Annotated in this window: 23 protein-coding genes; 6 read left to right on the top strand and 17 right to left on the bottom strand. The window is 70.6% G+C overall.

Going from position 1 to position 23,106, the window contains the following annotated elements:
* Positions 1–6: 6 nt before the first annotated feature.
* From treZ to treY, 3 genes are read left to right on the top strand one after another with little or no spacing between them, the layout of a single operon-like run.
* The gene (treZ, locus tag DIE16_RS03995; RefSeq protein WP_124891850.1) at positions 7–1,896 is read left to right on the top strand and encodes a malto-oligosyltrehalose trehalohydrolase; all 1,890 of its coding nucleotides are present in this window, start codon (positions 7–9) and stop codon (positions 1,894–1,896) included.
* Positions 1,893–4,205: a 4-alpha-glucanotransferase gene (gene malQ / locus DIE16_RS03990; RefSeq protein WP_124891849.1), complete on the top strand. Its 2,313-nt coding sequence runs from the start codon at positions 1,893–1,895 to the stop codon at positions 4,203–4,205. The genes treZ and malQ overlap by 4 nt, the downstream gene beginning before the upstream one ends.
* Positions 4,202–6,976: a malto-oligosyltrehalose synthase gene (gene treY / locus DIE16_RS03985; protein ID WP_124891848.1), complete on the top strand. Its 2,775-nt coding sequence runs from the start codon at positions 4,202–4,204 to the stop codon at positions 6,974–6,976. Before malQ ends, treY begins: the two co-directional genes overlap by 4 nt.
* 121 nt (positions 6,977–7,097) lie before the next feature.
* Here treY and arsH read toward each other — a convergent pair whose 3' ends face one another.
* The 5 genes from arsH to DIE16_RS03960 all read right to left on the bottom strand — a co-directional run bounded on the left by arsH (position 7,098) and on the right by DIE16_RS03960 (position 10,151).
* On the bottom strand, positions 7,098–7,820 hold the full coding sequence (gene arsH / locus DIE16_RS03980) for an arsenical resistance protein ArsH (RefSeq protein ID WP_124891847.1): 723 nt from the start codon (positions 7,818–7,820) through the stop codon (positions 7,098–7,100).
* A gap of 20 nt (positions 7,821–7,840) precedes the next feature.
* On the bottom strand, positions 7,841–8,911 hold the full coding sequence (arsB, locus tag DIE16_RS03975; protein WP_124891846.1) for an ACR3 family arsenite efflux transporter: 1,071 nt from the start codon (positions 8,909–8,911) through the stop codon (positions 7,841–7,843).
* 67 nt (positions 8,912–8,978) lie between these two features.
* Positions 8,979–9,473 (bottom strand): arsenate reductase ArsC, encoded by a 495-nt coding sequence (locus tag DIE16_RS03970; protein WP_124891845.1) that lies wholly within the window; start codon positions 9,471–9,473, stop codon positions 8,979–8,981.
* A 22-nt stretch (positions 9,474–9,495) separates the two neighbouring features.
* A complete protein-coding gene (locus DIE16_RS03965) occupies positions 9,496–9,831 on the bottom strand; it encodes a helix-turn-helix transcriptional regulator (RefSeq protein WP_124521825.1) in 336 nt (111 codons plus the stop codon).
* 71 nt (positions 9,832–9,902) lie between these two features.
* Entirely contained in the window at positions 9,903–10,151 is a 249-nt protein-coding gene (locus DIE16_RS03960; RefSeq protein WP_124891844.1) for a hypothetical protein, read from the bottom strand.
* Positions 10,152–10,271: 120 nt separating this feature from the next.
* On the opposite strand from DIE16_RS03960, the gene DIE16_RS03955 reads away from it, so the two are divergent.
* Positions 10,272–11,522: a phosphatidylserine decarboxylase family protein gene (locus DIE16_RS03955; RefSeq protein WP_124891843.1), complete on the top strand. Its 1,251-nt coding sequence runs from the start codon at positions 10,272–10,274 to the stop codon at positions 11,520–11,522.
* Between the two features lie 16 nt (positions 11,523–11,538).
* On the opposite strand, the gene DIE16_RS03950 is transcribed toward DIE16_RS03955, so the two are convergent.
* The 5 genes from DIE16_RS03950 to DIE16_RS03930 form a co-directional block, all read right to left on the bottom strand.
* The gene (locus DIE16_RS03950; RefSeq protein ID WP_044843397.1) at positions 11,539–11,763 is read right to left on the bottom strand and encodes a hypothetical protein; all 225 of its coding nucleotides are present in this window, start codon (positions 11,761–11,763) and stop codon (positions 11,539–11,541) included.
* A 271-nt stretch (positions 11,764–12,034) separates the two neighbouring features.
* Positions 12,035–12,376, bottom strand: a complete 342-nt coding sequence (locus DIE16_RS03945) for a DUF1488 domain-containing protein (protein ID WP_044843396.1) — start codon at positions 12,374–12,376, stop codon at positions 12,035–12,037.
* Between the two features lie 3 nt (positions 12,377–12,379).
* Positions 12,380–12,928 carry a type 1 glutamine amidotransferase domain-containing protein gene (locus DIE16_RS03940; protein ID WP_044843395.1) on the bottom strand — a complete coding sequence of 183 codons (549 nt, stop codon included), beginning with the start codon at positions 12,926–12,928 and terminating at the stop codon, positions 12,380–12,382.
* A gap of 323 nt (positions 12,929–13,251) precedes the next feature.
* Complete coding sequence (locus tag DIE16_RS03935; RefSeq protein WP_124485804.1) at positions 13,252–13,617, bottom strand: DUF3022 domain-containing protein; 366 nt, start codon at positions 13,615–13,617, stop codon at positions 13,252–13,254.
* An 89-nt stretch (positions 13,618–13,706) separates the two neighbouring features.
* Positions 13,707–14,261, bottom strand: a complete 555-nt coding sequence (locus tag DIE16_RS03930) for a hypothetical protein (protein WP_124891842.1) — start codon at positions 14,259–14,261, stop codon at positions 13,707–13,709.
* A gap of 157 nt (positions 14,262–14,418) precedes the next feature.
* On the opposite strand from DIE16_RS03930, the gene DIE16_RS03925 reads away from it, so the two are divergent.
* Both DIE16_RS03925 and DIE16_RS03920 read left to right on the top strand, forming a co-directional pair.
* Positions 14,419–14,775 (top strand): DUF3175 domain-containing protein, encoded by a 357-nt coding sequence (locus tag DIE16_RS03925; RefSeq protein WP_124485802.1) that lies wholly within the window; start codon positions 14,419–14,421, stop codon positions 14,773–14,775.
* A gap of 42 nt (positions 14,776–14,817) precedes the next feature.
* Positions 14,818–16,140: a sodium:proton antiporter gene (locus DIE16_RS03920; protein ID WP_044843391.1), complete on the top strand. Its 1,323-nt coding sequence runs from the start codon at positions 14,818–14,820 to the stop codon at positions 16,138–16,140.
* Between the two features lie 8 nt (positions 16,141–16,148).
* On the opposite strand, the gene ligD is transcribed toward DIE16_RS03920, so the two are convergent.
* From ligD to DIE16_RS03885, 7 genes are all read right to left on the bottom strand, one after another.
* Entirely contained in the window at positions 16,149–19,049 is a 2,901-nt protein-coding gene (ligD, locus tag DIE16_RS03915; RefSeq protein ID WP_124891841.1) for a DNA ligase D, read from the bottom strand.
* A 24-nt stretch (positions 19,050–19,073) separates the two neighbouring features.
* Positions 19,074–20,111 (bottom strand): Ku protein, encoded by a 1,038-nt coding sequence (locus DIE16_RS03910; RefSeq protein WP_124891840.1) that lies wholly within the window; start codon positions 20,109–20,111, stop codon positions 19,074–19,076.
* Positions 20,112–20,235: 124 nt separating this feature from the next.
* The gene (locus DIE16_RS03905) at positions 20,236–20,622 is read right to left on the bottom strand and encodes a DUF3022 domain-containing protein (RefSeq protein WP_124891839.1); all 387 of its coding nucleotides are present in this window, start codon (positions 20,620–20,622) and stop codon (positions 20,236–20,238) included.
* A complete protein-coding gene (locus tag DIE16_RS03900; RefSeq protein ID WP_044843387.1) occupies positions 20,619–20,780 on the bottom strand; it encodes a DUF1328 domain-containing protein in 162 nt (53 codons plus the stop codon). The genes DIE16_RS03905 and DIE16_RS03900 overlap by 4 nt, the downstream gene beginning before the upstream one ends.
* 54 nt (positions 20,781–20,834) lie before the next feature.
* The gene (locus DIE16_RS03895; RefSeq protein ID WP_044843386.1) at positions 20,835–21,023 is read right to left on the bottom strand and encodes a DUF3008 family protein; all 189 of its coding nucleotides are present in this window, start codon (positions 21,021–21,023) and stop codon (positions 20,835–20,837) included.
* Between the two features lie 74 nt (positions 21,024–21,097).
* Positions 21,098–22,528 (bottom strand): RNA polymerase factor sigma-54, encoded by a 1,431-nt coding sequence (locus tag DIE16_RS03890; protein ID WP_044843385.1) that lies wholly within the window; start codon positions 22,526–22,528, stop codon positions 21,098–21,100.
* A 255-nt stretch (positions 22,529–22,783) separates the two neighbouring features.
* On the bottom strand, positions 22,784–23,095 hold the full coding sequence (locus DIE16_RS03885; RefSeq protein WP_124485798.1) for a hypothetical protein: 312 nt from the start codon (positions 23,093–23,095) through the stop codon (positions 22,784–22,786).
* Positions 23,096–23,106 lie beyond the last annotated feature (11 nt).

Genomic DNA, 23,106 nt, shown 5'->3' with positions numbered 1-23,106 from the left:
GCCGCCATGACGTCACGCACCGTCCATCCGCCCGGCACGCACGCATTCGCGTCGTCGTTCGGCGCGACCTGCCTCGACACGGAACACACGCGCTTCCGGTTGTGGGCGCCCGCGAGCCGCACGGCCGCGGTCGAACTGCACGGCGAACGGCGCGTCGCGATGCTGCCGGCCGGGGACGGCTGGTTCGAGGTCGTCGCGCCGTGCGGTCCCGGCACGCTGTACCGCTTCCTGCTCGACGACGGTCTCGTGGCACCCGATCCCGCATCGCGCTTCCAGCCGCATGACGTGCACGGCCCGAGCCAGGTCGTCGACCCGGCCGCGTACCGCTGGCGCAACGACGCGTGGCGCGGGCGGCCGTGGCACGAGACGGTGCTGTACGAACTGCACGTCGGCGCATGCGGCGGCTATGCGAACGTCGAGCGGCGCCTGGCCGAGCTTGCCGCGCTCGGCGTGACCGCGATCGAGCTGATGCCCGTCAACGCGTTCCCGGGCGCGCGCAACTGGGGCTACGACGGCGTGCTGCCGTTCGCGCCCGCTGCGTCGTACGGACGGCCCGAGGAACTGAAGGCACTCGTCGACGCCGCGCACGGGCTCGGGCTGCAGGTGCTGCTCGACGTCGTCTACAACCACTTCGGTCCCGAAGGCAACCTGCTGCCGCGCTATGCACCGGGATTTTTTCGCGCGGACCGGCAGACCGCCTGGGGGCCCGCGATCGACTTCTCGTGTGCGCAGACGAGCGCGTTCTTCATCGACAACGCGCTGTACTGGCTCGACGAATTCCGCTTCGACGGCCTGCGCATCGACGCCGCGCATGCGATCGACGACGATGCATGGCTGCGCGAGCTCGCCCGCCGCGTGCGCGCGTATGCGGGCGACGCGCGCCATGTGCATCTGGTGCTCGAGGACGAGCGCAATCTGGCGAGCCTGCTCGGCCCCGGCGGTTTCGACGCGCAGTGGAACGACGACTTCCACAACAGCGCGCACGTGCTGCTCACCGGCGAGCGCGAAGGCTACTACCGCGCGTACGCCGATGCGCCGCTGCGCCATCTCGCGCGCACGCTCGGCGAAGGGTTCGCGTACCAGGGCGAGCCGTCGCCGCTGCACGACGGCGCGCCGCGCGGCGAGCCGAGCGCGCACCTGCCGCCGACCGCGTTCGTCACGTTCCTGCAGAACCACGACCAGATCGGCAACCGCGCCTTCGGCGAGCGGCTGCGCGCGCTCGCGAACGACGACGCGGTGCGTGCGGCGACCGCCCTGATGCTGCTCGCGCCGCAGGTGCCGCTGCTGTTCATGGGCGAGGAAGTCGGCAGCACGCAGCCGTTCCAGTTCTTCACCGACTATCGCGGCGCGCTCGCCGACGCGGTGCGCGAAGGCCGGCGCCGCGAGTTCGCCGCGTTTTCCGCGTTCGCCGATCCCGCGCATCGCGACGCGATTCCCGATCCGAACGACATCGGCACGTTCGTGCGCTCGTCGCCCGGTCATGCCGGTGACGACGCATGGCCCGACGCCGAAGCGTGGCGGCGCTTCTACCGCAGCGCGCTGGCCGTGCGCGCGGCGCTCGTGACGCCGCACCTGCCCGGCACCCGCGCGCTCGGCGTCGAGCTGCTGTCCGCTATCGGCATCGGCAACCGCGACGGCGACGGCAGCGCGGAGGCGCTCGTCGCGCGCTGGCGGCTCGGCGACGGCAGCACGCTCACGCTCGCATTCAATCCCGGCTCGCGCGACGCGCTGCTGCCGATGCTGCCGGTCGGCAAGATCGTGTTCGAGACGCCGCCGCGCGCGCGCGACCGTCTGGCCGAGCGGCGGCTGCCCGCGCGCACCTGCATCGCGTGGCGCGACGGTGCGGTCAACCGCGATGCGCTCCATCACCGCACGAACGGGCACACACGACAATGACGACCGACGTGCCGATCGCAGACCTCGCGCGTGCGGCCGGGCTGGCGCCCGACTGGATCGACGCGGGCGGCGTCGCGCGGCGGGTGGGCGACGACGCGCTCGTCGCGCTCGTCGATGCGCTCGGCTGGCCATGCGGCACGCCGATCGAGCGGGTCGACAGCGCGGCCGCGCTGACCGATGACCGGGACGCAACGCCGCGGGTCGTCACCGGCGACGCCGGCGTGCCGCTGACGCTCCCGCGCAGCGTCGCGCCGCCGGGCGCGCGCTTGCGGATCGCGCTCGAAACGGGCGAGCACGTCGACGCTCGCGTGGCCGACGCGGGCGAATCCGGCGCACTGCCGCCGCTCGCGGTGCCCGGCTATCACGCGCTCGAGATCGGCGAGCAACGCATCGGGCTCGCCATCGCGCCGCCGCGTATGCGGCCGTTCACTGCCGACGACGGCGTGGCGGGTGCGCAGCGCCGCTGGGGCATCGCGGCCCAGTTGTACAGCCTGCGCCGCACGGGCGACGACGGCGCGGGCGACTACACCGCGCTCGCCGGTCTCGCCGCGCACGCGGCGCGGCACGGCGCGCACGCGGTCGCGATCAGCCCGACGCATGCCGGCTATCCGGCACTGCCCGAGCACGACAGCCCGTATTCGCCGTCGTCGCGGCGCTGGCACAACGTCGCGTATCTCGACTGCGACGCGGTGCCGGGCGCCGATATCGTGCGGCGAATGCATGGCGCGACGGCACATGGCACTGCCGCGCCCGATACGCCGCTGATCGACTGGCCGCACGTGCTGCCGCTGAAGCTGCGCCGCTTGCGCGCGTGCTTCGATGCGTGGCGTGCGAACGGCGGCCCGTTGCGCGACGCGTTCGAGCGATTCCGTACGGCAGGCGGCGCCGCGCTCGACGCACACGCGCGCTTCGATGCGCTGCAGGCGTTCTGCATCGAACACGGGATCGGCGCGGACTGGCGGCAATGGCCCGCGCCATGGCGCATGCCGGCCTCGGCAGAGGTCGACGCCTTCGCACACGCGCATGCCGAGACGATCGCGTTCCATGCGTTCCTGCAATGGTGCGCGTCGGACGCACTCGGCAACGCACAGCATGCGGCGCGCGAGGCCGGGATGGCGATCGGGCTGATCGCCGATCTCGCGGTCGGCGCCGATCGCGCGGGCAGCGACGCATGGGCGCACGGCACGACGCTGCTGCGCGGCGTGTCGGTCGGCGCGCCGCCCGACCTGTTCAATGCGGATGGCCAGGCCTGGGGCGTGACGACGTGGACACCCGCCGCGCTGCGCGCGACCGGCTTCGCGCCGTTCGTCGACCTGTTGCGCGCCGCCTTCGCGCAGGCGGGCGGGGTTCGTATCGACCACGTGCTCGGCTTCGCGCGGATGTGGATCGTGCCGGACGGCGGATCGCCGCGCGACGGCGCGTACTTGCACTATCCGCTCGACGATCTCGTGCGGCTGGTCGCGCTGGAGGCGGCACGGCATCGCGCGGTCGCGATCGGCGAGGATCTCGGCACGGTGCCGGCCGGGTTTCGCGAGCGCCTCGGCGCGCGGGGGATCGCGGGAATGCGCGTGCTGTGGTTCGAGCGTGAGGCGGATGGCGCGTTTCGGCCGCCATCGGCTTGGGAGCGCGACACGATCGCGATGACGTCGACGCACGATCTGCCGACCGTGGCGGGTTGGTGGCGTGGTGTCGATCTCGAGTGGCGGCGGGGGTTAGGTGATGCAGATGCAGATGCAGATGCAGATGCCTCCGAGGATGCACGCACCGACGACGGGAGTGGCCAAACGCAACGCACCGCGAGCGCGCGTAATGTCGGTGACGACATCGGTCGCGCCGCGGCCGCACACCGAGCGGGACGTTACGAACGAAACAAACCTGCTTTGCGTGACGAGCACCCCGCCAAGGATGTCGGTCACGGCGTGCCCCAAACACGCGACACGCCGCCGCCCGCCCCCGACCTCGCCCTCACTGCGGCCCGGGCCGAACGCTCGACCGAGCGCGCGGCATTATGGCGCGCGTTGCAGCAAGCGGGCTGCGCGCCGCCCGGTGATCCGGTACCGCCTGCCGACACGCCACCCGTCGATGCAGTCCTCGCGTATGTCGCGCGCAGCCCGTCGCCGCTCGCGATCGTGCCGCTCGAGGATCTGCTCGCACTGGACGCCCAACCGAATCTCCCCGGCCCGCCCCGCGGCCATCCGAACTGGCTGCGCCGGCTGCCGCGCGCGGTCGACGCGCTGTTCGACGCCGACGTACGCAGACGCATCGCGGCGCTCGAGCGCGCACGCCGCGCCCGGGAGCAGGACGTATGATTCCGCGCGCGACCCTGCGACTGCAACTGCACGCCGGCTTCACGTTCGACGACGCGGCCGCGCACACCGACTATTTCGCGCGGCTCGGCGTGAGCCACCTGTACCTGTCGCCGATCACGACGGCCGAGCCCGGTTCGCTGCACGGCTACGACACCGTCGACCATCACACGATCAGCGCGGAACTCGGCGGCGCAGCCGGCTTCCGCCGCCTCGTCGACGCGTTGCACGCGCGCGGCCTCGGCGTGATCGCCGACATCGTGCCGAACCACATGGGCGTCGGCGGCGCATCGAACGGCTGGTGGAACGACGTGCTCGAATGGGGTCCGGCGAGCCCGTACGCGCGCTACTTCGACATCGACTGGCATCCGCCTGACGCGACGCTCCACGGCAAGGTGCTGCTGCCCTGCCTCGGCGCGCCCTACGGCGACGCGCTCGCCGCCGGCGACGTCGCGCTCGGCGCCGAGCCGTCCAGCGGGCGTTTCTTCATCGCATGCCCGGGCAGGACGCTGCCGGTCGCCGCCGCGACCTACGCCGAGATCCTGCGCATCGCCAACCGTGCGGACCTGAACGCGCTCGCCGAACGGTTCGTCGCCGCGCCGGTGCGCGGCAGCACGCGCCTCGCGGACGCGCACACGGCACTGCGCGAATACGCCGCCGCACAGGGCCCGCATGCGTTCGACGCGATACTGCGCGGCGCCGATCCGCGCCGCGCACGCTCGCGCGCGTGCCTGCATCGATTGCTCGAACGCCAGCACTACCGGCTCGCGTGGTGGCGCACGGCCGCCGACGAGCTGAACTGGCGGCGCTTCTTCGACATCGCGACCCTCGCGGCCGTGCGCGTCGAGGACGAAGCGGTGTTCGACGCGGTGCACGCGCTGCCGCTGGCGCTTCATGCGGCCGGCTGCCTCGACGGCCTGCGCGTCGATCACGTCGACGGCCTCGCCGACCCGGGCGCGTACTGCCGCCGCCTGCAGGCGCAGCTCGCCGCGCAGTGCGGCGAGCGGCCTTATCTCGTCGTCGAGAAGATCCTCGCGCCGGGCGAGACGCTGCGTGAAGACTGGCGCGTCGACGGCACGACCGGCTACGACTTCATGAACGACGTCGCCGCGCTGCTGCACGATCCGGCTGGCGCGGCGCCGCTCGCCGCGCACTGGGCGGCCGTGTCGGGATCGGCGCGGTCGTTCGCGCAGGAGGCGGTGGCCGGCAAGCGGCGCGTGCTGAAGCGGCAGCTCGCCGGCGAGCACGAACGTGTCGCGCGGGCGTTGCACCGCATTGCGCGCGCGGCACCCGCGACGCGCGACCTCAGCCGGATCGCGATTCATCGCGTGCTGGGCGAACTCGCCGTGCACCTTCCCGTGTACCGGATGTACCCGACACCCGGCAACGAGCCGACCGGCGCCGATCGTCGCGTGCTGGCGCACGCGTACGACGCGGCGTGCGCGACGATCGATCCGTCCGACCGCTACGCGCTCGATCGCGTCGCCGGCTGGCTCGGGCTGCCGGGCCTGCGCGCGCCGCGCGCGGATGCCGAGGCGCTGCACGCGGCGCGCGTCGCGTTCGCGCAGCTCACCGCGCCGCTCGCCGCGAAGGGCGTCGAGGATACCGCCAACTATCGCTACGGCCGGCTGCTGTCGCGTAACGAGGTCGGTGCCGATGCGGGCGATTTCAGCCTGTCGCGCGGGGCGTTCCATGCGCGCAACCGCCGTCGCGCGCGCACCGTTCCGCATACGCTCGTCGCGACCGCGACCCACGATCACAAGCGCGGCGAAGATGCGCGCGCGCGGCTCGCGGTGCTCAGTGAAGTGCCGGACCTGTGGCGCGCGGTGTCGCTCGACTGGTCCGCGCTGAACCAGCCGCGGCGCGGCGGCCCGCATCGCGATCTCGCGTGGGCGCCGGGGCCGGCTGCGGAAGCGCTGCTGTACCAGACGCTCGTCGGCTGCTGGCCGCCGGCGCTCGCGCCCGACGATGCGGCCGGGCTGGCTGCGCTTGCCGGGCGCGTGGTGCGCTGGCAGACGAAGGCGCTGCGCGAAGCGAAACAGCATACGGACTGGCTCGCGCCCGACGCGGACTACGAGCCCGATTGCGAACGGTTCGTCCGCGCGATCCTGACGCCGCATGGCGCCGGCGATTTCGTGCACCGGCTGCATGGGTTCGTCGCGCGGATCGCGCCGGCCGGTGTCGTCAACAGCCTCGCGCAGGCGGCGCTGCGGATCGCGTCGCCGGGTGTGCCCGATCTGTATCAAGGTACCGAGTCATGGGATCACTCGCTGGTCGATCCGGACAACCGGCGCGACGTGCCGTTCGCTCAGCTCGCGGCCGAGCGGGTCGACGAACCGGTCGCCGCGTACCTGCAGGATTGGCCCGACGCACGCGTGAAGCGCGCGCTCGTCGAGCGGATGCTCGCGCTGCGCGCCCGCTGGCCGGCAACGTTCTCGGATGGTGCGTATGTGCCGCTGCGCGTGCGCGGCAGGCTCGGGCGGCATGCGCTCGCGTTCGCGCGCTGCGACGCGACGGCGACGGTCGTGGTCGTCGTGACGCGGCTCGCGTGCCGGTTGCTCGGCGAAGTGCCGGAGTTGCCGCGCATCGCGCCTCAGGAATGGGGCGATACCGCGATCGTGTTGCCGCGCGGCACGAGCGAGCGGTGGATCGACTGGCTGAACGACGGGAGCGAAATCGACGCGCCGGACGGCATGTTGCGGCTCGATCGCTGTCTTGCCGCGTTGCCGGTCGCGGCGCTGGTGGCAGCCGACGAGCAGCGCCTGCGACCGTGAGCGATGTTGTGCACATGCCGGCGCCCGAGATGTGCTTTCGCGCGGCCGACTTGCATGCTACCCGACAGGCAGACCGACGCTCAACCGAACCATCCAACCCGCTTCCCCACGCGAGTCATCCTCAAATCCCCCGCTGATTCACCCGCTTCGACAACGCCTCCGCGCTTTCCTTCCGTTCGCTGTACCGGTCGACCAGATACGGGCCGATGTCGCGCGTCAGCAGCGTGAACTTCATCAGTTCCTCCATCACGTCGACGACGCGATCGAAATAGGCCGACGGCTTCATCCGCCCCGCTTCGTCGAATTCCATGAACGCCTTTGCCACCGACGACTGGTTCGGGATCGTCAGCATGCGCATCCAGCGTCCGAGCACACGCATCTGGTTCACCGCATTGAACGACTGCGAGCCGCCGCTGACCTGCATCACCGCGAGCGTCTTGCCCTGCGTCGGCCGCACCGCGCCGACCGACAGCGGAATCCAGTCGATCTGCGACTTCATGATGCCGGTCATCGCGCCATGTCGTTCCGGCGAGCACCAGACCATCCCCTCCGACCACATCACCAGCTCGCGCAATTCGACCACCTTCGGGTGACTTTCGGGCGCATCGTCGGGCAGCGGCAGGCCGCTCGGATTGAACACGCGCACCTCGGCGCCCATCGCCGTGAGCAAGCGCTCGGCCTCCTCGACCAGCAGGCGGCTGAATGAACGCTCGCGCAGCGAGCCGTACAGCAGCAGGAAACGCGGCGGATGCGTCGACGGCGACGCCGGCCGCAAGCGGCTCGCGTCCGGCACGCGGAAGAGTTCGGCGTCGAGTTGCGGCAGGTCGGTCAGTCGGTCGGTCATGGATGGATTCCGTGGTTTGCTCAAGCGCGCTCGTACCAGCCCTTCGACCGGTTCACGATGCGCACCACCAGCAGCATGACCGGCACTTCGATCAGCACGCCGACGACGGTCGCGAGCGCCGCGCCGGAGTGGAAACCGAACAGGCTGATCGCGGCCGCGACGGCCAGCTCGAAGAAGTTGGACGCGCCGATCAGCGCCGACGGGCATGCAATGTTGTGCTTCTCGCCCACGGCACGATTGAGCCAGTATGCGAGCGCGGCGTTGAAGAACACCTGGATCAGGATCGGCACCGCGAGCAGCGCGATCACCAGCGGCTGCTTCAGGATCGCTTCGCCCTGGAACGCGAACAGCAGCACGAGCGTGGCCAGCAGCGCGGCGATCGACCACGGGCCGATTTTCGTCATCGCGGCGTCGAACGCAGCTTGCCCGTTCGCGAGCAACACCTTGCGCCAGATCTGCGCGAGGATCACCGGAATCACGATGTAGAGCACGACCGACGTGAGCAGCGTCGCCCACGGCACGGTAATCGCGGACATCCCCAGCAGCAGCCCGACCAGCGGCGCGAACGCGATCACCATGATGCTGTCGTTCAGCGCGACCTGCGACAGCGTGAACAGCGGATCGCCGCCGGTCAGCCGGCTCCACACGAACACCATCGCCGTGCACGGCGCGGCGGCCAGCAGGATCAAACCGGCGATGTAGCTGTCGAGCTGGTCCGCCGGCAGCATCGGCGCGAACAGATGCCGAATGAACAGCCAGCCGAGAAACGCCATCGAGAACGGCTTGACCAGCCAGTTCACGACGAGCGTGACGCCGATGCCTTTGACGTGCTGACGCACTTCATGCAACGCCCCGAAGTCGACCTTGACCAGCATCGGGATGATCATCACCCAGATCAGCAGCCCGACCGGCAGATTGACCTGCGCGTACTCCATGCGGCCGATCTGCTGGAACACGCCGGGCAGCATCTGGCCGAGCGCGATGCCGGCGACGATGCACAGCGCGACCCAGACGGTCAGGTAGCGTTCGAAGAAATTGATCGCGGGCTTCGCAATGGCATGGCGAGGCGGGATCGCGTTGGACGTGTTCATCGAAGAGGATTCCGTGCGGGAGCAACGCACGCGGCACGCCGTTTCACGCGCGCCGCCGTGCGAGCATTCAGTTTCGCGAGATGGCGGTCAACGCCGCCTGCAGTTCGGCGTCGCTCATGCGCTCGAGCGGCAGCGGCAGCAGTTGCAGCATCCGGTAGCCGAGCGCCTCGCGCGTCAGTTCGAACGCGAGCCGCTTGCCGGCATCGCCGCCCTCGGCGTTCGACGGATCGGCGTAGCCCCAATGCACTCTCACCGGGCTGCCCGGCCAATACGGGCAGGCCTCCGCGGCCGCGCTGTCGCATACCGTGATGACGATACGCAGGCGCGGCGCGCCGTCGCCGACGAATTCGTCCCAGCTCTTGCTGCGGTATCCGGTGACGTCGACACCGGCGCGCGTGAGCGCATCCAGCGCGAACGGATTGAGCCGGCCGCTCGGCGCGCTGCCGGCGCTGTAGGCGCGCACGTCGCGGCCGAGTTTCCCGGCCCAGTGGTTGAGCATTCCCTCCGCGAGCACGCTGCGCGCGGAGTTGTGGGTACAGAGAATCAGGACGTTGGTGGTCATGGGCGGGCGGGTGTATGCGTGCTCAGGTTTGGCCGGAGCAGGACGTCGAACAGGCGGACACCGGCGTGCACGGATTGCCGCCGCAGCAGTTCTCGGTGAGGTAGCCGATCAGCCCGTTCATCGTTGCGAAGTTCGCGCAATAGAACACGAAGCGGCCTTCCTGGCGGCTCGTGACGAGCTGCGCATGGGCCAGTTCCTTCAGATGAAACGACAGCGACGACGGCGGCACGTCGAGCAGCGTCGCGATTTGCCCGGCCGGCAAGCCTGACGGGCCGGCCTGCACGAGCGCGCGAAAGACGGCGAGGCGCGACTCATGCGCGAGTGCCGCCAGCGCGGCGATGGTCTGGTTCGTTTCCATATTTCGATAATACTCGAAATATGGAAACGATGGCAGGAATGCATCGCTTCCCGCCGCGGCGCGTCACACCGTCACGACCATTCTTCGGGCGGCATCGCGCCGCCGTCATCCTCCCACTGCGGCTCGCCCGCCCCTTCCTTGCGGGTCGGCGCCACCGGCCCGTTCCCGCTGCTGCGTTCGTTTCGCCGCGTGTCGCGGGAGGTCGCCGCGCGCACGCGCGCCCGCGTGCGGGTCGGTGCGACCGTCCGCTGTTCGCTGCCGCGGCGCTCGTCGGTCGACGCCGCGCCCTGGGTCTGTCGCGCATTCGAAGCTGCGTTCATGTGTGCCCTCCCGGCTCATTGAAAGAGACCTTCGTTGAAACGCGCAGCAATTCGGGTGCCGCCCGCCGGGCAAGCGCCTTGCTCCCCCGTTTCGTACCGCAACCCTTTCCGGAGCCGACCATGCCGATCGACCGCAGCACGCCGCCCGCAACGCGTCACCGTCTCGGCGAATGGATGGCCCGCGAGGAATCGCAGATGGCCGGGTACCGCGCGAACATCGCGAACGCAGCGCGCGCGCAGGCCGGCGAACAGCTGCGCACGCCGGCCGTGCAGGCGCTCGCGCGGCTGTTCGACGACAACGCGGTGCTGCGCATGAGCCTCACCCGCGCGATCGACGAGGCGCTCGAAGCGGGCCGCATGCTCGGCTACGCATCGATCGGCGAACTGATGACCGTGATCGACCACCTGATGACCTACACGCCGCCGTTCAGCGAAACGAGCCTGGTCGTGTGCCCGCTGAACGCGTTCCTCGACTGGCCGATGTGCATGCCGTCGGGCCACGCGGTGTTTCGCGACGCGGCGGTCAACGCGCACCTGAAGCAGGTGCTGAACGTGTGGTGCGACTTCCTCGGCGGCCCGCATTCGCGCGCGCATCTCGATACGTCGTCGCCCGACGGCTGGTTCTGCGATGCAGCGCGCACGCGCCTCGGCCTGTCGCAGTTCCAGTATCGCGAGGACCAGCCGCACTGGGGCTTCGACTCGTGGAACGACTTCTTCACGCGGCGCTTTCGCGCGGGTGCGCGGCCGGTCGCGGCGCCGGACGATCCGCACGTGATCGTCAGCGCGTGCGAGGCCGCGCCGTATCACACCGAATCCAGCGTGAAGATCCGCGACAGGTTCTGGATCAAGGGGCAGCCGTATTCGCTGCGCGACATCTTCACGCCCGCGCGGCTGCCGCTTGCCGAGCGCTTCGTCGGCGGCGACCTCTACCAGGCGTATCTGAGCGCGTACAACTATCACCGCTGGCACGCGCCGGTGCGCGGCACCGTCACGCACGCGTACCGGGTCGACGGCACCTACTACTCGGTCGCGGAAGCGGAAGGCCCGGACCCGGCCGGGCTCAACGACTCGCAGGGCTACATGACGGCCGTCGCCGCGCGCGCGGTGGTGGCGATCGACTGCGACGATCCTGGGATCGGGACGGTCGCCGCGGTGTTCGTCGGGATGGGCGACGTGTCGTCGTGCGTGATCGAGGTCGTGCCGGGGCAGCGAATCGACAAGGGCGACGAGATCGGCTATTTCCAGTACGGCGGCTCGACCTGCTGCCTGCTGTTCGAACCGGGCGTGATCGACCGCTTCCAGTGCGCGCCGCCGTTCGACGGCGATACGCCGGCCGTGCAGGTCAACGCACCGGTCGCGATCGCGCACTGAGCCGCGCGGTTCGGCATCACGCGTCGGCACTGCCGAACCCGCGCCCGGCGTGCCGCAGCATGCGCTGCACGATCGACAGCCCGTCCGGCGTCAGGGCGAGCCGGCTCGCGCCCGATGCGTCGGCGCGCATCTCGATCAGGTGTTGTTCCACCAACGCGACGATATCTTCGCGGTCGGCCTGGATCTGTTCCGGCGCGCGATGGACCAGGAATAGTGCGGCAAATTCATGTGCGGTCAGCATGTTGTCTCCCCCATTTGACGGCTTGGCGCGATACGACGATGGCATCGCGCCGGCGCAGGCGCGAATCGTGCGCCGCGATTTGAGGAGACATGCAGGGAGTGTGCCAGTATCTGGGACGGAGCGGCCCGGCGCCCGGCCGGCGCGCGGCGTGATGTGTCACTTCAAGGCGCTCGGGAGCCGCTGCAAACTTTTCAACGGCGTGTAATGGCGCCCAATGGTGCGAATGGAACGGCACGGGCGCACTGCGGCACGCGCCGCATGCCCCACGGACTCACGACTTCCGCGAACGGAACATCCCGGCGCGGGCGGTTTTGCCCGCCGCCTTGTCGCGCACGCGGAAGTAGCCGCTGTGGAGTTCCACGCCGCCCTTGCCGTCGACCAGCACGTCCGCGCACGCGGCCTCGATGCGCGCACGGCCGCGCTCGAACGCGTCGCGCAAGTCGGCTTCGAGCGCGGAGCGCGCGCCGAAATGATCCTCGAGCGCTTCGACCGTGATCGTGCAGGTTTGCGGCTTCCCGTCGACCTCGACGACGAAACGCATCAGCAGCGCCGCGCCGTCGAACTCGGGCGGCGCGTCGGTCAGCGTCACGTGGCGAACGGGTTCGGCCGGCATCGCTCAGGGCCCCCGCGACGCGAGGCACTGCACCAGCGCGCCGTTGAATGCGGGCAGGTCGGCCGGCTTGCGGCTCGTGATCAGGTTGCCGTCGCGCACGACCTCCTGGTCGACCCACTTGCCGCCCGCATTGCGGATGTCGTCCTGCAGGCTCGGCCAGCTCGTCATCGTGCGGCCGTCCACCAGCCCGGACGACACGAGCAGCCAGCCGCCGTGACAGATCGCGGCAATCGGCTTGCCCGCGCCGACGGCCGCGGTCACGAATTCGCGCGCGGCCGGCAGCATCCGGATCGCGTCGCCGTTGACCACGCCGCCCGGCAGCACGACCGCGTCGTAATCGCCTTCGCGCGCATCGTCGAACGTGCGGTCGACCTTCACGCGATCGCCCTTGTCGACGTGCCTGAACCCCTGGATCTCGCCGCGCTTCTGCGAAATCACGTCGACCTGCGCGCCCTCTGCCGTCAGCGCGCGCTGCGGTTCGACGAGCTCGGCTTCCTCGAAGCCGTCGACCGCGAGTATCGCTACCTTGCAATGATCCAGCTTGCCGATCATGAATCGCTCCCTTTCGTGTTGTCGCACCGGGTGTGCCGTACCCTGCCGTATCCATCGACGCAGCAACGGGCGTGCCGCGCCCGTCGGGATGGCGGCCGGCGCGGTGCCGCCTTGATGGGGCGCGACCCGCGATCGGCGGTTGGCGGCGCGCACGCGCGTCGCGGCGTGATGCGTGCCCCCATTGGATAGCGCCGCGCGGCGCCTGCAAAGATTTCAACGGGATGTAACGTGACGCCGGCAATACCCGCGACTATCGGCGGCAGCCGCCCGGTGGCCTGCATGCGAGGCCGTACCCGCCGCCGGCCGGTGCCGGCCCGCCGCGCTCACTGCAGGTGACGCGCGGCGTCGAGCATCGCGTCGGTCAGCTCGATCGTCAGCGTCAGGTCCTCGGTGACGTCGGGCAGCGCGTCGAGCGTGGCCTGCACGCTGTCGTGCAGCATCGCGTGCACGCGCATCCGCGCGGGCTCGTCGAGGTCCGCATAGCGCTCCATCGTGTCGCAGTCGAGCGCGAGCACGACCGCGTGCCGCGCGGTATCGCGCGGCGCATCGGGCGCGAGCGCCCACGCCGCATGAAACATGATCCTGCCGGTCGCGACGTCGACATGAACCGTCGTATCGAGACCCTCGGTCTCGGCGGCGTCGGCGTCCAGCGCATCGTCGTCGAGCGAGATCCGGGAATTCGATTGCATGTTGTCCTCCTGCGTGGTGGCGACTGGCCGGCCTCGCGCGCGGCGTCCGACAGCGCGCCGCGCCGGGCGCCGGCGCGGCGCCGTGATCGTCAATAGCTGCTGGAACCCGCGCTGCCCGTGCCGCCGCCCGAGCCGGTCGCCCCCGGCAAGCGGCTAGTGCCGGCGCCCGCGCCGGTTCCGCCCGGGGCCGCACCGGCACCGCCCATGCCCGCGCTGCCGCCGGCACCGCTCGTACCGGTGCTGCCCGTACCGGGGGTGCCCATTCCGGTGCTACCGGTACCGCTGCCGGTACTGCCCGTTCCGGTGCTGCCGGTGCCGCCCGTCGCGCCGCCGCCCATGCTGCCGGTCCCGGCGCCGGTCATGCCGCCGGGCTTGCTGCGCACGTCCGGTTGACCGCGCGGACCCGTGCCGCGCGGCGCCTGCATGCGGGTCGCGGGCGGCGGCGCCGCCGTGTTGCCGTTCGACAGGTTGCCGCCGCTGCCCTGCGCCGACGTGTCCGGCGGCGACAGGATCGGCGCGCCGGTGCCCTCGTCGGAACGTTGCGAATTCTGTGCCCATGCGGCCGGTGCGGCCGCGACGAGCGCGACGGCCGCGCACGCGAGGATCCGGCGCGCGGCAGATTTCGATTCGGATGCTGGCTTCATGGAGCGCTCTCCCTCAATGGAACCGCCGTAGTGGAATGGCCTGCGCCTTCGATTCAGCAAGGCCCGTGCCGCCACCGACAGGCGGCACGCGAATTGCGGCACCACCCGGACACCCGAGACCCGCGATCCATCCCGATTCCATAGGGAGAGCCCTGCCATGCCTTCAGCTTCCGCTTCCCATCCGCACGGCAAACGCGCGACGCGCCGCCCGGGCCGTGCGCGCAGCAACGATCCGCAGCACCGCAAGCGCTGGTCCGCCGACGTCATGCAAAGAAGCGATGCGCTCGACATCGAGCCCGAGATCTTCAAGTCCGACGACCCGGGCAGGATCGCCGCGTCGCTCAAGCGCTCGGCCGAACACAGCCGCCGACGCAAGGGGACGCCGTTCCAGTCGGCGATGTCGATGCTGAACTTCTACGTGAACCGCGCGGGCCGCAACCTGCCGAAAACGCGCCGCGCGACGCTCGAACGCGCGAAGCGCAAACTGCGCGAGGCGTTCGGCCGCAAGCCGTGACGGCCCCCGCCGGTTCGCCGTCGACCTGCCCGGCCTGCCCGCATGCATGAAACGCTGTGGTATCTGATCATCGGCGCGGTGCTGATGGGCATGGGCATCGTGACGTCGGCGCTGCGTCATCTGCCGTGCAGCAGCGCGATGATCTATCTTGCTCTCGGTGTCGCGCTCGGCCCGTCCGGCGCCGGGCTCCTGCATCTCGACATCCAGCGCGACGCGCCGCTGCTGCGCGAGATCGTCGAGGTCGCGCTGCTGGTATCGCTGTTCGCGATCGGGCTGCGGCTGCGCGTGCCGCTGTCCGACCCGCTGTGGCGCGTGCCGTGCCGGCTCGGCCTGCTCGCGATGATCGTCACGGTGCCGCTGCTTGCCGGCTGCGCGGTCCTGACGCTCGGGCTCGGCTGGGGCCCCGCGCTGCTGCTCGCGGCGATCCTCGCGCCGACCGACCCGGTGCTCGCGCACGACGTGCAGGTGCATGATCCCGGCGATCGCGACCTGGTGCGCTTCGCGCTGTCCGGCGAAGGCGGGCTGAACGACGGCATCGCGCTGCCGTTCGCGCTCGCGGGCCTCGCGCTGTGCGGCGCGTCCGATGCGCCGCACGGGCCGCCACCGCTGTCGGGCGCGTTCGCACTGGCCGCGCTGTGGGGCATCGCGGGCGCGGCCGCGATCGGCGGCATGCTCGGCGCGGCGACCACCACCGCGATCGGCTGGCTGCGCACCCGTCATGCGCAGGCACTCGGCTTCGAAGGCTTCTTCGCGCTCGCGTTGATCGTGCTGTCGTTCGGTGCCGCGCAGCTCGCGCATACGTTCGGCTTCATCGCGACGTTCGCCGCGGGCGTCGCGATGCGCCGCGTCGAGCATCGCGCGAGCGGTGACCGCCGGCCGCGCGAAGTGATCGGCCGGGTCGATTCGGAAGACGTGGTCGCGACCGAGAAGCACCCGGAAAAGGCGCACGCGTTCATGACCGAATCGGTGCTCGACTTCACGATCGAGCTCGAGCGGATCGCCGAGGCGCTCGTGATGACGATGATCGGCGGCGTGCTCGCCACGCTGACGACGCCGCTCTTCACGTGGGGCTCGGCCGCGCTCGCCGTCGCGCTGTTCGTCGCCGTGCGGCCGCTCGCGGTGCTGCCGGCGCTCGCCGGCTCGCGCGCGACGCCGGCGCAGCGCCGGCTGCTGGCGTGGTTCGGGATACGCGGAATCGGTTCGTTCTACTACCTGCTGTTCGCGCTCGAGCACGGGCCGTCGAGCGCCGTGCGGCCGCTCGCGGCGCCGGTGCTGGCAGTCGTGTCGGCGTCGGTGATCGCGCACGGCGTGTCCGCGACGCCGCTGATGGACTGGTATCACCGTCTGCAGCAGCGTCGGCGCTGACGGCGCCGTCACGACATGCCGAGACGCGCACGCATCTGCGCGGTGATCCGCTGCCGCGTGCCGGCATAGTCTTCCCAAGGGTCGCGCTTGAGCCGGTCGAGCCGCTCGTGCAGCGTGTCGATCGTCCATTGCGCGCCGCCCGTGGTGGTTGGCACCTCGTCCCAGCGCAGCGGCACCGACACGCCCAGCCCGGGCCGCGCACGCACCGAATACGCGGCGATTGTGCTCGCACCGCGGCCGTTGCGCAGGTAGTCGATGAAGATCTTGCCGCGCCGGTGACGCGCGCCCATCGTCGCGGTGAAACGGTCGGGCAGCGCGCCCGCGACATGCCGCGCGAGCGCGCGCGAGAAGTCCTTCGCGTCGTCCCAGCCCAGGTGCCGCGCGATCGGCACGACGACGTGCAGCCCCTTGCCGCCGCTCGTCTTGCAGAACGACGCGAGGCCCAGTTCGTCGAGCAGCCCGCGCACGAGCTGCGCGGCGTCGGTCATCGCGCGCCACGGCAGCGCCGGATCGGGATCGAGGTCGAACACGATCCGGTCCGGCCGCTCGATGTTCGACGCGTGCGCGTTCCATGTATGCAGCTCGATCGTGCCCATCTGCGCGGCGCCGAGCAGCGCGTCGACGCTGTCGAGCGACAGCAGCGGACCGTGGCCCGGATCGAGTCCTGCGTGCTGCGTGACGAACGGGATTTCGCGGCGCTCCGCGTGCTTCTGGAAGAACAGCTCGCCCGCGATGTCGCCGGGCGCGCGCACGAGCGCCACGGGCCGGCCCTTCAGGTCCGGCAGCAGCCACGGCGCGACCCATTGCCAGTAATGCGCGAGATCGATCTTGCGCGTGCCGCTCTGCGGATCGAGCACGCGCTCGGGATGGGTGATGCGCACGCGGCCGAGCATGTCGGAACCGGTATCGTCGCGTGCTGCGTGGGGGGACGGGCGTGAACGTGCGTGGTGCTTGCGAGCGCTTGGATCGTGCTTGGCGCGATCTGCGTGATCTGCGTGATCGGCATGCTCGGCGTGCGACGTATGCGACGTATGCGACGTGCGATCGACGTGCGCCGCGTGCTTGCGTTCGTGCTTTTCGTGATGCGTGGTCTGGCGTCGCTCCATCACCCCCTCCGTTTCCGGTTGCTTCGGCACTTCGCGGACGATCTGCGACGCCGGCTTGTCCTCGCGCAGCGCGATGAACGCGGCCTGCCGCACGATGCCGTCGCCGGTCCACTCGGCGAATTCGCATTCGGCGACGAGCGTCGGCTCGATCCAGTGCACGCGCGTGCGCGAGCGTTCGCGCGGCGGCGGATCGAACGGCGTCGTGTCGCGTTGCTGCTTGCGCAGGATCGGTGCGAGCCGGTCGAGCATCCGCGTGTCGAAGCCGGTGCCGACGCGGCCGACGTAGCGCAGCGGCGCAGGCCCGCGCCGCCGCTTGCCGGCCGCTGCCGGCTCGTGCACGCCGAGCAGCAGCGCGCCGAAGCCGTGCCGGCTGCCCGACGGCTCGGTGTAACCGCCGATCACGAACTCCTGCCGGCGCCGGCATTTGAGCTTGATCCACGCGGGCGAGCGACCGCCGCGATAGCGCGATTCCGCGCGCTTGCCGATCAGCCCTTCGAGGCCGGTATCGCAGGCGCTCGCGATCAGCGATGCGACGTCGTCGCCGAGATCCGGCGAAAAGCGCAGCCGCGCGGGGTCGCTGTCGGCGAGCAGCGCTTCGAGCAGGCCGCGGCGCGCGGTGAGCGGTGCGTCGCGCAAGTCGTAACCGTCGAGACAAGGCAGGTCGAACACGAACAGCGTGATCGCATCCGAGTGTCCGGCGCCGATCGCGTTCTGCAGCGCCTGGAAGTCGGGGAGACCGTTCCTGCCGAGCACGACGGCCTCGCCGTCGAGCCAGGCGTCGTCGACGTCGAGCGCCGCGAGCGCGTCGCGCTGCGCGCGCAGCTTCGCGGTCCAGTCGCGGCCTTCGCGCGTCATCAGCTTCACATGCCGGCGGGCGCCCTTGCCCGCAATGCGCGCGAGGATCCGGTAGCCGTCGAATTTCAGTTCGTAGCGCCAGTCGCCCTGCGTCGGCGGGCCGTCGACCAGCGTCGCGAGTTGCGGCGCGACGCGCTCGGGCAGCGGCACGCGTACCGCACCGTCGATCTCGGACGGATCGGCGGGCCGGCGGGCGCGGCTTTCTCTGCTTTCTCTGCTTTCTCGGCTGTCTCGGCCATGATCGTCATGCGCTGCGGCGCGCGTGTCGGTCGAGTCGCGCCGGCCGCGTTGCGCTCCGCGCGCGCGCGTCGAGCGGCTCGCGGCATCCGCACGCGTCGCCGACGCCGCCCCGTCATGCACACTCCCCGGCAGTTCGCCGACGACGTCGAATTCGGCCTCGCTGCGCGCGTCGTCGTCGCGCTCCTTGATCAGCAGCCACTGAACCTGCCGCCCCTCCTGCCGTCCGCTGCGCACGAGCGCCCAGCCGCCGTGCAGCTTTTCGCCGTCGAGCCGGAACGTCAGCTTGCCCGCGCGATAGCCGTCGCGTGCCTGCGCGAGGCCGCCGTCCGGCGTCCACGTGCCTTCGTCCCATACGACGACCGCTCCCGCGCCGTAATGCCCGGCCGGAATCTCGCCTTCGAACGACGCGTATTCGAGCGGATGATCCTCGACCTGCACGGCGAGGCGCTTCACCGACGGATCGACGCTCGGCCCCTTCGGCACGGCCCACGACTTCAGCGTGCCGTCGAGTTCGAGCCGGAAGTCGTAATGCAGGCGCCGCGCGTGGTGCTCCTGGATCACGAAGCGCAGCGGGTGGCCGGCACGCCGGGTCGCCCGCCCGGAAGGTGTCGCGTTCGCCTTCGCGCGCCGCCGCCCGTGCGCGCCTTCGGGTTCCGGCGTCGCGTCGAAGCGGCGTTTGCGGCGATAGGGATCGAGCTTGCCGGCCATCGTGTCACCTCGCGTCGCCGCGCATCATGCGGCGTGCTTGCGGCGCGCGGCGGTTTTCTTCGCCGCATGCTCGCCGGTCGCGGCACGTTTCGCGGCCGTCCGCTTCGCCGCCGGCGTCTTCTCGGCGGAGCCCTTCGGCACGGCCTTCGAAGCCGGCTTGCGGCGCGCGCCGCCGCGCGACGACGCAGGGGAAGACGACGCGTCCGCCTCCGCGCCCTCGTCGTCGCCCGCATTGCGCGGGCCCGCCGCGCGCGCGCCGCCGCCGCCGCCGCCCTTCAGGCTGCGTTTCAGCAGCTCGGTCAGGTCGACCACGTTGGTCGCCGCGCGGCCCGTCTGCGGTGGCCGCTCCTCGATCTCCTCGATCTTGCCCGCGCGCACCTTGCGCTCGACCAGCTCGAGAATGTCGTCGCGAAACGTGTCGTGATACTCGTCCGGCGTCCACTTGCCCGCCATCTCGTCGATCAGCTTCTTCGCCATCCCGAGCTCGCGCGCGGTCACGCCCGCGTGTTTCGCGTCGTCGGCCGGCACCGTCAGTTCGTCGAGCGGCCGCAGTTCTTCCTGCCAGCGCAGCGTGTCGAGCGCGAGCAGCGGCCCGACCGGAATCAGCGCGCCGAGATGCTGGCGGTCGCGCATCACCACGAGCGCGATGCCGATCTTGCCGCTGTCCTTCAGCGCGTCGCGCAGCAGCGCATAGACCTTCTCGCCCTTGCGGTCCGGCACGAGGTAGTACGGCGTGTCGAGATACAGGAACGATACCGCGTCCGCGTCGACGAACGTCAGGATGTCGACGGTTTGCGTCGATTCCGGATTGGCCGCGCGAATCTCCTCGTCGGTCAGCACGACGTAGCGTTCCTTCTCGTACTCGTAGCCGCGCACGATGTCCTCGCGCGCGACCTCCTTGCCGGTGCGCTTGTTGATCTGCCGATAGCCGACCGGGTCCATCGAGCGCTTGTCGAGCAGCCGGAACGACGGCTTCACGGTGCGCGTCGCGGGAAACAGCTGCACGGGCACGTGAACGAGCCCGAAGCTGATCGCGCCTTTCCAGATCATCCGCGATGCCATGCGTGTTCTCCTTTGCCGGGTGCGCGAGCGCGTGGCGGCACACACCAGAAGCCGTCACGGGCATGGATGCGCCGCACGGCGCGTGTCGCGACGGCGGCTAAAGCGTCGATGCGGGCTGCGTCGGTCAGGGCGCGCGCAACGCGCGGTCGAGTTCGGCGCGCGTCACGTCGAGCGCGACGCTGCATTCGATCTCGGCGTCCTCGACACGCGGCTTGTGCTCGTCGACCGCGCGCCGCGCGAGGTCGCACAGCTGCGTGCGCACGCGCAGGCGATCGGCCGCGCCGAGCGACGCATAGCGCGTGAGCACGTCGGGATCGAAACGCAGGTCGACCGCGCAGCGCCATTGACGCGCGTCCTCATCGGACGGCATACGGACCCACGACACCTGGATCGTCAGCCGCCCGGACGCGTCGTCCGCATGCACGACGACGGTAGACTGCGACGGAAAGCCGTTCGCGAGCGCATGCTCGATTTCCGCGATGCGCTGCGAACGGTCGGGGGCGGTCGTCATCGCCTGACAACCCCCAGCAGCAGCGTGACCAGGAAGATCACGACGAAGATGTAGAACAGGATCTTCGCGATCTCGGCCGCGCCGGCCGCGATGCCGCCGAAGCCGAACAAGGCGGCGACGAGCGCGATGATGAGGAAGATGATGGCGTAACGAAGCATGAATGCCTCCTGGAGTCCTGAAGAACGGTGATCGCCGATGCGTGTCGCCGTCGATCACGAATCGTGCTTGTGCCTGGGTTTGCCGTGGACCGGCGTCGAAGCCATTTTTTCGAGTTCCTTTTCGCTCATCGACTTGGCCATCGACTTCGCAGGCGGCTTCAGGTCCTTCATTTTCGTGTCGCCGCGCTTGGCCGACAGGGCGGCTCCTGCGGCGCGTTGCTGTGCCTGGGACTTGGCTGGCATGGCTTTCCTCCTCTCGGTGACGCGCGACGTCCGTGTGGCTCACGGGCGGGCCGCGCGCGGTTCGGACGGTATCGTCATGCGGCGTCGCGCCGGCGCAGGTCGGCCGGCGGAATCTTCATCGCCTGGCGATACTTCGTGACGGTACGACGCGCAAGAAGGATGCCGCGGCCCGCGAGGTTCTGCGCGAGCGCGACGTCGGACAGCGGATCGTTATGGCGCTCGGCGGCGATCATGTCGCGGATCAGCACCTTCGCGGCGGACGCCGAGCACACGCCCTTGCCGGCCGCCTCCAGCTTGCGCGGGAAGAAATGCTTGAACTCGAACGTGCCGTGCGGCGTGGCCATGTACTTGTTGCCCGTCGCGCGCGAGACCGTCGATTCGTGCAGGTCGAGCTCCTCGGCGATGTCGCGCAGCACGAGCGGCTTCATCGCGATCTCGCCGTAGCGGAAGAAGTCGCGCTGCCGGGCGACGATGCACTCGCCGACCCGCTGGATCGTGTCGAAGCGCTTCTGCACGTTGCGGATCAGCCAGCGCGCTTCCTGCAGCTGCTGGCCCAGCGGCGAATCGCGCTCGCCGCTCGACTGCGCGAACAGCGTCGCGTAGCGCTCGTGCAGCCGCGCGCGCGGCAGCACGGCCGGGTTGATCGTCACGATCCATTCGTCGCGCACCTGGCGCACGATCACGTCGGGTATCACGTAGTCGCCGCGCGTGCTGCCGTAGTGATTGCCGGGGCGCGGATCGAGCGCGCGCACCAGCGCGCAGGCGGCCTGCATCGTCGCCTGGTTGCAGCCGAGGCGCCGCTGGATCTCCGCCGTCTCGCGGCGCGCGAGCCGTTCGAGATGGTCGCGCGCGATGGCCTTCGCTTCCGCGAGCGCCGGCGTGCCGGCCGGAATCGCGTTGAGCTGCAGCAGCAGGCACTCGGACAGCGAGCGCGCGGCGATGCCCGGCCGGTCCAGCATCTGCACGAGCCGCAGCGCGACCGTGAGATCCTGTTCCGACAGCAGCCGCGCCGGATCGGCCGCGATCAGCAGCTCGCCCAGCTCCTGCCGCAGGTAGCCGTCCTCGTCGAGCGCGTCGATCACGATGCGCGCGGCCTCGCGGTCGCGCCGGTTCAGCGGATAGAGCCGCAACGCGTCGTGCAGCTGCTGGTGCAGCGACGGCTCGGCGGCCATCCACTCGCCGGGCGACTGATCGCCCGCGTCGTCGGCCTGTCGCCCCGTGCCTCGCGTCGTCGGCGCGGCCGTGTACGACACGTCGCCGTCCGGCGGGCGCACTTCCTCGTGCTCGGGTGGCGGCTCGGGCGGTGCGGCTTCGGCCTCGGGTTCGGGCGCGTCGGCGGCTTCTTCGTCGCCCTGCCCGTCTTCGAGAAACGGATTCGAGTCGAGCGCCTGTCGCAATTCCTGCTGGAATTCGAGCGAAGACAACTGCAGCAGGCGAAGCGACTGCTGAAGCCTCGGCGTGAGTGCCAGATGCTGTCGCATCTGGAGCGCAAGCGTGACGGACATCGATGCCCTCCTGACGGTGTGCGGAATGCGTTTATGCGAATCCATGCAGCTACCGTGCCAGGAAGGCGAAGCGCCGTCCGGCGGGGCTCTCGCGGGTTCGTACCCCGTCGGCCGCGGCCCCGGGCGCCCCCTTTTTTACAAGCGCCAGCAAGTTAGGGGGCACGGCATTCGCTCCGCGCGGATATGCCGTCGCCGTCGCGCGAATATGTCCTCGCAGGCAGTATCGTTGCGCGGCATCCGTGCAGGGTGCCGCGGTCAGTACTGCATCGGCGGCGGCGTGCCCGGCAGCGTTTGACCGCCCTGCACGCCGTTCGGCCCCGGCGGCGGCACGTCGACCGGCTCGCCGCCGGTCGCGCCCGGCGGCAGCGTGTTGTACGGCGACGGGCGCGTGTCGTAACGCGTATTCGCGTCCGGCATCGTCGTGGTCGGCGACGCGCCGTGGCCGTCCGGTGGCGCCGGCGGTGCGCCACGCGTGCCGTAGGGGCCCTGCGGTTGCGTGCATGCGCCCAGTGCGCACGCCGCGGCGAACGCACAGGCGCACACGCGTATCGTCTGGATCGGTTTCATCGGAACCTCCT

Source organism: Burkholderia sp. Bp9090, from assembly GCF_003857985.1.
Lineage (GTDB): Bacteria > Pseudomonadota > Gammaproteobacteria > Burkholderiales > Burkholderiaceae > Burkholderia.
Note: the sequence above shows the minus strand (reverse complement) of the source record. Positions and strands in the feature narration are given on the sequence as shown.

Excerpts from the sequence above, each read along its gene's own strand:
- DIE16_RS03970 (WP_124891845.1), bottom strand. The coding sequence starts at position 9,473 with ATGACCACCAACGTCCTGATTCTCTGTACCCACAACTCCGCGCGCAGC.
- DIE16_RS03955 (WP_124891843.1), top strand. The coding sequence starts at position 10,272 with ATGCCGATCGACCGCAGCACGCCGCCCGCAACGCGTCACCGTCTCGGC.
- treY (WP_124891848.1), top strand. The coding sequence starts at position 4,202 with ATGATTCCGCGCGCGACCCTGCGACTGCAACTGCACGCCGGCTTCACG.
- DIE16_RS03885 (WP_124485798.1), bottom strand. The coding sequence starts at position 23,095 with ATGAAACCGATCCAGACGATACGCGTGTGCGCCTGTGCGTTCGCCGCG.
- DIE16_RS03965 (WP_124521825.1), bottom strand. The coding sequence starts at position 9,831 with ATGGAAACGAACCAGACCATCGCCGCGCTGGCGGCACTCGCGCATGAG.
- DIE16_RS03890 (WP_044843385.1), bottom strand. The coding sequence starts at position 22,528 with ATGTCCGTCACGCTTGCGCTCCAGATGCGACAGCATCTGGCACTCACG.
- DIE16_RS03900 (WP_044843387.1), bottom strand. The coding sequence starts at position 20,780 with ATGCTTCGTTACGCCATCATCTTCCTCATCATCGCGCTCGTCGCCGCC.
- DIE16_RS03905 (WP_124891839.1), bottom strand. The coding sequence starts at position 20,622 with ATGACGACCGCCCCCGACCGTTCGCAGCGCATCGCGGAAATCGAGCAT.
- DIE16_RS03925 (WP_124485802.1), top strand. The coding sequence starts at position 14,419 with ATGCCTTCAGCTTCCGCTTCCCATCCGCACGGCAAACGCGCGACGCGC.
- DIE16_RS03950 (WP_044843397.1), bottom strand. The coding sequence starts at position 11,763 with ATGCTGACCGCACATGAATTTGCCGCACTATTCCTGGTCCATCGCGCG.
- treZ (WP_124891850.1), top strand. The coding sequence starts at position 7 with ATGACGTCACGCACCGTCCATCCGCCCGGCACGCACGCATTCGCGTCG.
- malQ (WP_124891849.1), top strand. The coding sequence starts at position 1,893 with ATGACGACCGACGTGCCGATCGCAGACCTCGCGCGTGCGGCCGGGCTG.
- ligD (WP_124891841.1), bottom strand. The coding sequence starts at position 19,049 with ATGGCCGGCAAGCTCGATCCCTATCGCCGCAAACGCCGCTTCGACGCG.
- DIE16_RS03895 (WP_044843386.1), bottom strand. The coding sequence starts at position 21,023 with ATGCCAGCCAAGTCCCAGGCACAGCAACGCGCCGCAGGAGCCGCCCTG.
- DIE16_RS03945 (WP_044843396.1), bottom strand. The coding sequence starts at position 12,376 with ATGCCGGCCGAACCCGTTCGCCACGTGACGCTGACCGACGCGCCGCCC.
- arsB (WP_124891846.1), bottom strand. The coding sequence starts at position 8,911 with ATGAACACGTCCAACGCGATCCCGCCTCGCCATGCCATTGCGAAGCCC.
- DIE16_RS03910 (WP_124891840.1), bottom strand. The coding sequence starts at position 20,111 with ATGGCATCGCGGATGATCTGGAAAGGCGCGATCAGCTTCGGGCTCGTT.
- arsH (WP_124891847.1), bottom strand. The coding sequence starts at position 7,820 with ATGACCGACCGACTGACCGACCTGCCGCAACTCGACGCCGAACTCTTC.
- DIE16_RS03935 (WP_124485804.1), bottom strand. The coding sequence starts at position 13,617 with ATGCAATCGAATTCCCGGATCTCGCTCGACGACGATGCGCTGGACGCC.
- DIE16_RS03960 (WP_124891844.1), bottom strand. The coding sequence starts at position 10,151 with ATGAACGCAGCTTCGAATGCGCGACAGACCCAGGGCGCGGCGTCGACC.
- DIE16_RS03930 (WP_124891842.1), bottom strand. The coding sequence starts at position 14,261 with ATGAAGCCAGCATCCGAATCGAAATCTGCCGCGCGCCGGATCCTCGCG.
- DIE16_RS03920 (WP_044843391.1), top strand. The coding sequence starts at position 14,818 with ATGCATGAAACGCTGTGGTATCTGATCATCGGCGCGGTGCTGATGGGC.
- DIE16_RS03940 (WP_044843395.1), bottom strand. The coding sequence starts at position 12,928 with ATGATCGGCAAGCTGGATCATTGCAAGGTAGCGATACTCGCGGTCGAC.